Annotated in this window: 9 protein-coding genes; 8 read left to right on the forward strand and 1 reads right to left on the reverse strand. The window is 63.3% G+C overall.

The window, feature by feature from the left end; genetic code table 11:
• The first annotated feature begins 676 nt into the window (after positions 1-676).
• The 5 genes from JKL48_RS22505 to JKL48_RS22525 all read left to right on the forward strand — a co-directional run bounded on the left by JKL48_RS22505 (position 677) and on the right by JKL48_RS22525 (position 6333).
• Positions 677-2098, forward strand: a complete 1422-nt coding sequence (locus JKL48_RS22505; RefSeq protein WP_201987607.1) for a hypothetical protein — start codon at positions 677-679, stop codon at positions 2096-2098.
• 22 nt (positions 2099-2120) lie between these two features.
• Positions 2121-2888: a T9SS type A sorting domain-containing protein gene (locus JKL48_RS22510; RefSeq protein ID WP_201987609.1), complete on the forward strand. Its 768-nt coding sequence runs from the start codon at positions 2121-2123 to the stop codon at positions 2886-2888.
• Positions 2889-3208: 320 nt separating this feature from the next.
• Positions 3209-3463 (forward strand): hypothetical protein, encoded by a 255-nt coding sequence (locus JKL48_RS22515; protein WP_201987611.1) that lies wholly within the window; start codon positions 3209-3211, stop codon positions 3461-3463.
• Positions 3464-3744: 281 nt separating this feature from the next.
• Positions 3745-4059: a hypothetical protein gene (locus JKL48_RS22520; RefSeq protein WP_201987613.1), complete on the forward strand. Its 315-nt coding sequence runs from the start codon at positions 3745-3747 to the stop codon at positions 4057-4059.
• Positions 4060-4155: 96 nt separating this feature from the next.
• Entirely contained in the window at positions 4156-6333 is a 2178-nt protein-coding gene (locus JKL48_RS22525; protein WP_201987615.1) for a TonB-dependent receptor, read from the forward strand.
• Positions 6334-6818: 485 nt separating this feature from the next.
• Here the strand turns inward: JKL48_RS22525 and radC are convergent, their stop codons facing one another.
• Entirely contained in the window at positions 6819-7550 is a 732-nt protein-coding gene (gene radC, locus JKL48_RS22530) for a RadC family protein (protein WP_201987616.1), read from the reverse strand.
• 126 nt (positions 7551-7676) lie between these two features.
• Here radC and JKL48_RS22535 point away from each other — a divergent pair, with 126 nt between their 5' ends.
• The 3 genes from JKL48_RS22535 to JKL48_RS22545 all read left to right on the forward strand — a co-directional run bounded on the left by JKL48_RS22535 (position 7677) and on the right by JKL48_RS22545 (position 10613).
• The gene (locus JKL48_RS22535; RefSeq protein ID WP_201987618.1) at positions 7677-8921 is read left to right on the forward strand and encodes a metallophosphoesterase; all 1245 of its coding nucleotides are present in this window, start codon (positions 7677-7679) and stop codon (positions 8919-8921) included.
• Positions 8922-9128: 207 nt separating this feature from the next.
• Positions 9129-9797, forward strand: a complete 669-nt coding sequence (locus JKL48_RS22540) for a hypothetical protein (protein ID WP_201987620.1) — start codon at positions 9129-9131, stop codon at positions 9795-9797.
• Between the two features lie 117 nt (positions 9798-9914).
• On the forward strand, positions 9915-10613 hold the full coding sequence (locus tag JKL48_RS22545) for a carboxypeptidase-like regulatory domain-containing protein (protein WP_201987622.1): 699 nt from the start codon (positions 9915-9917) through the stop codon (positions 10611-10613).
• The last annotated feature ends 107 nt before the right edge of the window (positions 10614-10720 follow it).

Genomic DNA, 10720 nt, shown 5'->3' on the forward strand with positions numbered 1-10720 from the left:
GTGTAGTTCGCGTCGCCGCGCCGTTTGCCCTTTCCTAACGGCACGGGTTAGCGGCGCGGGGTCCGCGAACTACACCGTTCGCGCTACTACTGCCGTTGCTTCGGAATGTACACTGATACCAAAACTGCCCTAGAGCAGCTTCGGCGTCAGGGTACATGCTGCACTATGTAGGGGGTCCCTCCGTCGTGGAACGGAAGCAGTGAAACGGCGCCACTCGCCGGGCGGGGCAGGCCCCGCCCCGACAGCCACGGACGCCGAAGCCGCGGTAGCGCGGTTTAGCAAGTTGGTTCCGCCCGGTCCGACGGCGTAGGCGTCCGACCGGTTGCCGCCCGAACGAGACGCAACCGGCCGTTGACCGACGACCGGTCGGACGCCTGGGGCGTCGGACCGGCAAGCGAGACACTTCCTGAACAGCTTCTTCACCACACCCCTTTCGCTCGCCCATGCAAGCATTCTACACTCATCCCGACCCGTTTCTCTTCGATGCTGGCTTAGAGGCTGCTATTACGGGGCCTGGTTGCGCCGGAGCTGGCGTATAAAGCCGCCTTTTGCAGGAAGAGGCCCTTGAACCGGCCGCAAATAGGCTGCTTATCATATTCGCATCATGATGGCGGGGTAGTCTTGCAGAAGCGGCGCGGCTGGGTAGCGGCGACGCTTCCACTTAACCCTGCATGCCATGCGTCCACTCTTACCTGCTCCGTGCCGAAGCTTGGCTTCGGCCCCGTCTTCCTGCCGCCCCGTGTGGGGCCGTCTGCTGCTGCTGGCCTTGGTCAGCTGGGCGTTCGGGACCCGCGCCCAGTCGCCGGGGCCCGATGGGGGCACGCTGAGCCCGGCCACCAGCACGGTGTGCGCGGGCCCCAACTCCGGCACGCTCACGCTCACGGGCTACACCGGCACCATCCTGAAGTACCAGGCCAACACCGGCAACGGCTACTTTGACGTGGCTGGCACGGCGCCGACCTACACGTTTACGAACCTGCCCGGTACCACCAGCTTCCGGGCCGTGGTGCAGAACGGCACCAACACCCCGGTGGCCTCCACCGTGGCCACCGTCACGGTGGCGCCCGTGCCTTCGGCCACCCTAATCGCGCAAGGGCCCACCACCTTTTGCGCCGGCGGCTCGGTGGGGCTGGCTACCTCCACCGGCACGGGCCTCACCTACCAGTACCTGAACAACGGCCAGCCCATCAGTGGGGCCACTTCGGCCTACTACACGGCCACCACGAGCGGAAACTACGCGGTGGTGGTGACCAACGCCAGCGGCTGCGCCAGCACCTCGGCGGCCGTGGCCGTGACCGTGAACCCCGCTACTTCGGCCGCGTTCAGCTACCCGGCCCCGGCCATCTGCCAGAACACCAGCGGCACGGTGGTGCCCACCGTGACGGGCACGGCTGGCGGCACGTTCAGCGCCGGCGCGGGCCTGAGCCTGAACGCCACCACCGGGGCCGTGACGCCCATCACCAGCACGGCCGGCATCTACACCGTCACCTATTCGGTGGCCGGCACCTGCCCAAGCAGCAGCACATTCCGGCTGGACATTGCACCGCCGCCGGTGGCCACGTTCTCGTACACGCCGGCCAGCTACTGCATCACCGGGGGCACGGCCAGCGTGACCTTGCCCGCGGGCAGCACGGGCGGCACGTTTAGCGCGCCCACGGGGCTGATTTTGAACCCCGCGACCGGGGCGGTCAACCTGACGACGTCCACGCCGGGCACGTACACCGTCACCAACACCGTGCCGGCCCGCAACGGCTGCCCGGCCCAAACGGCGACGGCCCCCATCACCATCAGTCCGCGCCCGGCGCAGCCCGTGCTCACCCTGACGGGCGGCGTGCTGAGCACCCCTGTGGTGGCCGGTGCCACGTACCAGTACTACCTCAACGGGGCTGCCATCGCCGGGGCTACCAACGCCACCTACACGCCCACGCAGAGCGGCAGCTACACGGTGGTGGTGACCAGCGGGGCGGGCTGTACTTCGCCGGCATCCACCCCCGTGACTTACGCCGTGACGGCCACCCGGACCGAGGCCGCGGCCTTTGAGCTGGTGGTGTTTCCGTCCCCCACCGCCGGCCAGCTCACGCTGGGACTATACACCTAACACCAGCACAGCGGGCACCTATATGGTGACGTACACCGTGGGTGGCCCCTGCCCGAGCACGGGCACGGCCAGCGTGACCATCACGGCCCCGGCCGTGGCCACGTTCAGCTACGCCAACAGCAACTACTGCGCCACCGGCACGGCCAGCGCAGCGGGCACATTCACGTCCACGACGGGGCTGAGTGTAAACGCCACGACGGGCGCCATCAACCTGGCGGCTTCGACGCCGGGCACCTACACCGTGACCAACACGGTGGCGGCTAACGGCGGCTGCGCAACGGTGTCAGCCACGGCCACGCTCACCATCAACGCGCTGCCGGCACAGCCCACACTCACGGCCAGCGGGGCGGTGCTCACAGCCTCGGCCGTGCCGGGCGCCACGTACCAGTTCTACCTGAACGGGGTGGCCATTGCCGGCGCCACTGGTCAGGCCTATACGGCCACGCAGAGCGGCAACTACACGGTGGTGGTGACCAACGCCGCGGGCTGCGCCTCGCTGCCTTCGGCCCCGCTCGCGGTGGTGACGGCCACCCGCACCAGCCTGGCGGGGGTGGAGCTGGCGGTGTTCCCGAACCCCACCACGGGCCTGCTCACTGTGACCCTGAACGGAAGCCACGCCCTGACCCAACTCACGGTTTACAACGCCCTGGGCCAGGAAGTGCTCCGTGCCACGCTGCCAGCCGGTGCGAGCAGTCGGGAACTGGACTTGACTTCGCTGGCCACCGGGGTATACATGCTAAAAGCCACCTCCCCGGCCGGCACGGCGATGCGCCGCCTGGTTCGAAATTAAGGCCGCAGCTTATCAGATTCATCATTTTGGATGGTAGAAAAGCGCCTCTCCCACTAACCGCGGAGAGGCGCTTTTTATGCGAATGAAGGCGCGCTTAAGACTAATACCTTGCGTCCCGCCGATGTTTTCGGGTGACGAGGGCCTTGCGGCCGACTCGGGCTTTCTCACTGCCCCACGGTTCCAGCAACTGCTGCTGCGCCGTTGTTTGTTGCCATCAAACATTAAACAAAGGACCGGAACTTTTGTGGCTGTCGCCGGGTAGAGGGCCTGATTTATTGCTCCAGGCTTTCTGGCTTAATTGATTCATAATTCACTGATTCATGATGATATACGTTACTTTATTTGCCTTATTGGGTTTGTTCCTGGCCGGGTTCCGCGAAGGTGTATGGACGCAATACACGCCCCAGGACGTGGCCCGCTGGCAGGCCGAAGCGGCCCAATCCAAGTTAGCGGTGCAGCGCTTCTTGCCGGCACCACCAGTGCAACGGCGCTCCCAGGGTGCAGCTGCGCAAAAACACATGGACCCGGCACCCGCCCGTCAGGCCAAGCCCCAAGCGCTGGAATTGGTCGCTTAGCAGCTTAGCCCATTCGCCGCGACTTGCTGGGGCGCAGCGGGGTGGGCTTGCTCAGCCGTGCGCAAGGCTTCGCGCTGGTCTACTCCACCGGCTCGGATTACGATTAAATGTTTAAATGGCAGTGGCTAAGGCGCCAGACGCGAACAAGCAGGCCAACGATGCCGGGCAGTGCGGCGTGCGGGCCACGGTAGGGCTCCCTGCCCCGCCGAAACCCGTGCCGTAGCCGGCAGGACAGCAGGTCACCGGGTCGGGCCTTACTTTTGTGCTGCTAGTTCCTGCCCATGCCCGCCCGCCACCTGCTTCGCCTGCTCCTCCTGTTGCTGGGCAGCTTTTACCTCAACACGGTTTGCCAAACCGATGCCGAGGATGCCCGCGCCTACTACGCCCGGGGCATTGCCGAGTACGTGGCGGCCCCTGTTCAGATAACGGTGAGCGCGCCGGTGGTTTGCTCCGCCAAGCCGCCGCGGGGGCGGGCGGCGGTCATCCGGCGGGGCACACCCAGCCAGCGCCACTGGTCGGCCTGGGCGTGCTCGGTGCCCACCGCGCCGTTTCCCCGCGCCCGCCGCTGGCTGTGGTGCGCGGTACTCCAGGTTTGATAATAAGCGGCTGCCGCGCTGCCGGTCACGAGTTGCCCCAGGGCCGGGCATGCTGTTTATTATTCGATTTCCGGCCGCTGGCCGTCCCTTCCCCTTATGCGATTTCTGTTTCTTCTGGCGGTGCTCAGCGGCCCCGCCTTGGCCGCTTTGGCCCAAAGTCCGCTGCGTGTGCTCGTGCGCGACGAGCACACCCACATGCCCTTGCCCGGCGTCACCGTGGCCATTCCCGCCCTGCAAACCGGTACCACAACCGATGGAAACGGATTGGCCAGCCTGCCTAATATTCCTACTGGTTCCGTCGATGTCCAGTTTTCCAGCCTCGGCTACGAACCTGCCACCCGCACTTTCGTCTTGCCCCAACCCGATGGCCCGCCGGCCCTCATCGAGCTGGAGCCCAACAGCCTCGAACTGCAGGGGGTGGTGGTGGAAGCCACGCGCACCGGCTCGCGCATCGAAGATGTGCCCGTGCGCATTGATGTAATTGACGAAGAGGAGGTGCACGAGGAAAGCAGCATGCGCCCGGCCAACATCGCCATGCTGCTCACCGAGGCTACCGGCATTCAGCCGCAGTTCACCTCCGCCAATTCCGGTAGCGTGGCCTTCCGCATCCAGGGCCTCGACGGCCGCTACACCCAGATTCTCAAGGACGGCTTTCCCCTTTTCGGGGGCTTCTCCCAGGGTCTGAGCCTGGTGCAGATTCCCCCGCTGGACCTGCGCCAGGTCGAAGTGGTGAAGGGCGCTTCTTCGGCCCTCTACGGCGGCGACGCCATTGCCGGCCTGGTCAACCTGGTGAGCAAAACGCCCACCGAGACCCCCGTGCTCAACGTGTTGCTCAACCAGACCAGCAAAGGCGGGCGCGACCTGACCGCCTTCTACACGGGGCGCCGCGCCCGGCTCGGCCTCACGCTGCTGGCCACCCAAAACACCCAGGAAGCCCGCGACGTGAGCGGCGACGGCTTCACCGACCTGCCCGAGGTGCAGGCCACCACCGTCACCCCGCGCCTGTATTACTACGCCACCGATTCCACCACGCTTGCGGCCGGCCTCACGGCCACCGTCGAAACCCGCGCCGGGGGCTACCTTCCCGCCCTCGATGCCCCCACCACGCCCGGCTACACCGAGCGCAACCGCTCCGAGCGCTACAACTCCCAGCTGCGGTTTGATTCCCACCTGGGGCGAAGCCGCCTGCTGACGCTTAAAAACAGCGTAAGCTCCTTTACCCGCCGCCTGCAGGCCGGCGGCAGCTTCTTCGCCGGCCACCAGCTCTCTACCTACAGCGAGGCCTCGCTGCTGGTGCCCGCCGGCCGGCACCGGGCCGTGGCCGGCGCCAACCTGCTCACCGACAATTTCCGCGAAACCTCGGTCGCCATACTCGGCCCCCGTGATTACCACTACCAGACGGTGGGCCTGTTTCTGCAGGACGATTGGCAAGTCGGGGAGGACCTGACGGTGCAGGCAGGCCTGCGCACAGACTACCAGCAGGCCTATGGCCTGTTCGTGCTGCCCCGCGTGGCGGCCCTCTACAAGCCCGCTTCCTGGCTGAGTGTGCGCGTAGGCGGGGGCTTTGGCTACAAGGCCCCCACCGTGTTCAGCAGCGCCACCGAGCAGCGTGCCTACGTGAACGTCCGCCCCCTCGACCCGACGCGCCTGCGGGCCGAAACCTCGCGTGGCCTCAACGCCGACTTTACCCTGCGTGGCCGCCTGGACGAAGTCGGCATTTCCTTTAACCAGGCATTTTTCTTAACGGAACTCTCCCATAGCCTCATTCCCGACCCTGCCCAGTACGTCCAGGGCATTACGGACTTCGTGAACGCCCCAACGCCCATCCGGGCGCGTGGCCTCGAATCCAACCTGCGCCTGCGCCTGGACGAGCTGCAGGTCTTGGTGGCTTACACCCTCACCGATACCCGCCAGACCTACGATGCTGCCCAGCCCGCCGCGCTGCCCTTCGTTTCGCGTCACCGCCTGGTGCTCACCACCACCTACGAAGTAGAGCAGCATTTCCGGGTGGCCCTCGAAGGCTTTTACAATGGGCCGCAGTACCTCGGCGAGGGCGACCGGCAAGGCCGCGGCTTTTGGGTGTGCGGGGCGCTGGCCGAAAAGATTTTTGCACCGCACTTTTCCCTGGTGCTCAATGCCGAAAACCTGCTTGACGTGCGCCAGACCCGTTTTGAGCAAGTCCTGACGGGCCCCGTCACCCAACCCACCTTCCATCCGCTCTACGCCCCGCTCGACGGATTTGTGGGAAATCTGGCGCTCAAAATCACGCTGTAGGGCGCCTGGAAGTGCCTTTCGGTCAACCACCCCGCCGATACCCTACGGAGGAGCTGCCGCTGCTTTTGGATAAAACCAGAGGATATTATGTGATAACCGAATTATTCATAAACATCTATGTAAAAGCACTGGCCGCTTCTGTGCAGGCCTCAAACCGTTTTCAGCATGCGGTCTGGATTTTAAGTAGTCAAGCAAAAGCAAACTGATAATAAAAAGGCGGTCATGCTGAGCTTGTCGAAGCATCCCTACCGCGAAGAGTAATCAGTTACTTCCACGGTAGAGATGCTTCGACAAGCTCAGCATGACGTTCGAGCGAATACGGTTACTTCTGCACGAGTACTTAAGAAACAGGTTTGCCAATCAGTGTTTACAAAACGCAGTTAGCGGAGGCATTTACTGAACTGCCGGGAGCGAGACGCTTTAAGTCTGCCGGCCAATTACATTATTGGTGCCGTAATGACCAACTTGCCATCGGTGCTATCGGCTTACAGCACCCCCTCATCCGCAAAGCTGTAGTAGCTCTGTTCGGCGAAAATCAAATGGTCCAGAATCGGCAAGTCCAGGAAGTTGCCGGCTTCCTTGAGCTTCTTGGTGAGCTGGATGTCGGCGCCGCTGGGGTTGCGGTTGCCGCTGGGGTGGTTGTGCACCAGGATGATGCTGCTGGCCAACTGCTCCAGGGCCTCCTTGAAAATCATTTTGGGGTCGGCCACGGTACCGGCCACGCCGCCGCGGCTGATGGCGGTTTTGCGCATCACCACGTTGGCCCGGTTGAGGAGGATAATCCAGAACTCCTCGTGGGGTAGGTCGAGCAGGTGCGGGCGCATCAGGTTGTAGATGTCGCGCGAGCAGGTGATGGTGTTGCGGGGGGCCGCGTCGGCTTCCTTGCGGCGGCGGCCCAGCTCCAGCGCGGCCACTACGGTAATGGCCTTGGCCTCGCCGATGCCGGGGTGGCGGCACAGCTGCTTCACGCTTTCGCGGGCCAGGGCGTTGAGGTCGTTGCCGACGCCTTGCAGCATGAGCTTGCCCACGTCGACGGCCGTGAGCTTGGTGGTGCCCGAGCCGATGAGGATGGCCAGCAGCTCGGCGTCGGAGAGGACGGCGCGGCCCTTGCTCATGAGCTTTTCGCGCGGCCGGTCATCTTCGGCCCAGCTCTTGATGCCGGTAGCGGGCGTGGGGTAGGCGGGGGCTGGTTCGGGCAGACGGTCAAGCGGTTCCATGGGGTGGGGCCGGGGTAGAAGGTAAAAAGTCGGTTAAATGTAAAGCAAAAGCGGGCCCGCCGCGTTTAAACCTGCGGCCCGTTGCGGCGTTAAGCAGCCGGGGCTTTAAGTGCTTTCATTCAGAATATGCGAAATCCGTTGGTTTTGTTGTTGGTGCTGGCGGTTCTTGTGCTGGCCGAATGGTATGGGTATCAGGCGGTGCGCACGGCAACGCAGCATTTTTCACCGGGGATGCGCCGGGGCATGCTGGTGGGCTACGGGCTGTTCACGCTGGCTGTGTGGGGGGTAGCGCTGTGGGCGGGCAGCAACCGCCAAAGCGGCAACACCGTGCTCAAAAGCTACCTCATCAGCCTGCTGCTATTATTGCTGGTGGGCAAAATCGTCGTTCTGGTGCCCTTGCTGCTGGAAGACCTCACGCGCCTGGGCCGTTGGGCCGTGGGCGCGGCTACGGGGCCGGCGGGCGGGGCGGGCCCGGCCATTCCGCGCAGCGAGTTTTTAAGCAAACTGGCGCTGGGGCTGGCGGCCGTGCCGATAGTGAGCTTGCTGTGGGGCGTGGCGAAGGGCGCCACCGACTACACCGTGCGCCGCGTCACGCTGAAGTTTCCCAACCTGCCGGCGGCTTTCGATGGTTTCAAGGTGTTGCAGATTTCGGACCTGCACACCGGCAGCTTCACTTCTACCGAACCGCTGGAACGGGCCGTGGCCATGATAAACCGCCAAGGAGCCGACCTCATCCTGATGACCGGCGACCTGGTGAACAACCGCGCCGAGGAAGTAGAGCCGCACATTCCGGCCCTCTCCAAAATCAAATCCGACCTGCCCATTTTCTCCAGCCTCGGCAACCACGACTACGGCGACTACGTGGCCGAATTCCGCGAAGACCGCGCCTTGTGGCGCCAGAACCTGGAGCGCCTGATGCAGAACCACGCCAAAATGGGCTGGACGCTGCTCAACGACACCACCCATTTCATCGAGCGCGGCGACGACCGCATCGCCATTCTGGGCATCCAGAACAGCAGTTCCCACCTCAACTTCCACACCTACGGCAACCTGCCCAAGGCCCACGCCGCCAGCGGCGACGCGCCCTTCAAAATCCTGCTCTCGCACGACCCGTCCTACTGGGAGAGCCACATTCTAAAATACCCCGACATCGACCTCACGCTCAGCGGCCACACCCACGGCATGCAGTTCGGCCTGAACCTGCCGTTTCTGAAATGGAGCCCCGTGCAGTACGCCTACAAGCAGTGGGCCGGCCTGTACCAGCAGGGGCGCCAAAAGCTGTACGTGAACGTGGGATTGGGCTTTTTGGGGTATCCGGGCCGGGTGGGTTTTTTGCCGGAAATCACGGTATTTGAATTGCGCCGCGCGTAATTGAGCACAAAAAGAACGTCCGGCTGAGCTTGCCGAAGCATCTCTACCGCGCAACTAACCAATTTTAGTAGTGCAGTAGAGATGCTTCGACAAGCCCAGCCGGACGTTCTGCTTTTGTCAAATGGTTTTGTCAAAGTAACATCTACCTCAATATTGCCGTAAAGCGCCCCCAAAACCACTTACGGTTCTTCTTTCACCTTCCCCCTCATGAAAAATTCCCTGTTAATCCTCGCGGGCGCTGCTGCCCTTTCGCTGGCTTCCTGTTCGCAGGAAAAAACCACCGAAGTCAATACCACGCCCGGCGAAGGGGCGGTAACGACCACTACGACCACCACCACGGCGCCCATGACGGATGCCCAGATTGAGGCCCGCGCCCAGCAGATTGCGGACAAGATGGCGGCCAATATGAAAATCACGGACGAGGCCACCAAGACCAAAATCCGCACCGTGTACGTGAACCGCTACAAGCGCATGAACGAGCTGCGCACCAAGTACACCACCGACACCACCGGCATGGCCGCCGCCATGCGCGACGCCCGTTCGGCCGAAGACCAGGAGTTCAAAGTGATTTTTGTGGACCCCACCCAGTACCAGGCCTACGAGTCGAGCCGCTCGACCTACGACGACAGCAACTATGCCGACGATAATATGTCGGGCTCGTCGATGTCGGATAGCTCTTCCAGCTCGATGGCTCCTTCGTCGTCGATGACCACGGAAGAAACGACCACCTCGACCACCACCGACAACAACATGAGCGGTGATGCCATGTCGGCTTCCAAGATGAAAGCCAAGGCCGACGACGGCAGCAAAATCAAGGTGAAAGAAAACGGCAAGGTGAAAACCAAGGACGCCGACGGCACCAAGGTTAAAAATTAGTGACTTGGTCGATGCAATCGGCCATATCATCGTTAAAAGGCCCGCACCTGCAACGGTGCGGGCCTTTTTTGGCTCATTGGGTTGCTACTTTGTAGTTGCGTTGCGTTTAATGGATTGATGCCTTCTGAAGTAGTTTTTTGTGCGCCAGCCGTTTGGGCCAAGCTGAGCCATCGGCTTGGCTTGCTGGCTGTGTGCTGGCTGCTGGTGGCCACGGCCGCGTGGGCGCAGGCCCCCACGGTGCGCGTGAGCGGCAGCGTGTCGGAGGCGGGCAGCCGCTTGCCCATTCCGGGGGCTACGGTGCAGGTGCTGCGTACCCGGCGCGGCGTGGTCACGAGCACCACCGGCGACTTTGGCTTGGATGCCCTGCCGACCGATACCATCCTGTTTCGGGCCCTGGGCTACAAGGTGCAGCGCATGGCGCTGGGCGGCACCGGCCTGTCGCAGTTGGTGGTGCGCATCCAGCTAGCGCGCGACAGCGTGCGCCTGGGCGATGTGCAGGTAACCGCCGACCGACCCGACCGCGCCATCATCAACCGGGCTCTGCGCAACATGAAGCGCCCCGCGCCGCCCGTGGTGAATGGCGTGAAGCGTCCCCCCAAGCCCAAGCCCCTCTTCGCCGTCGATTCTACCGCGCCCAAAGCGCCGGTGCCCACCATTCAAAGCCCGGTGAGCTTGATTTACGACCAGTTCTCACGCGAAGGCAAGCAACGCCGCAAAATGGAGCAGATAGAAGCCGAGCAACGCGCCGAAAAAGCGCGAAAAGCGCGAGCTGAGTATAACAAAGCCTTTTTGGATAACCGGGGCTACCAGCCGTAGGGAATCAGTAAGCAGCGAACGGGAAAGACCGTCATGCAGAGCGCAGCGAAGCATCTCGCGTGCATTAGTACTTCAATCGCCTGTCATCCTGAGCGCAGCGAAGGACC

It is taken from the genome of Hymenobacter rubidus (genome assembly GCF_016734815.1).
GTDB lineage: Bacteria > Bacteroidota > Bacteroidia > Cytophagales > Hymenobacteraceae > Hymenobacter > Hymenobacter rubidus.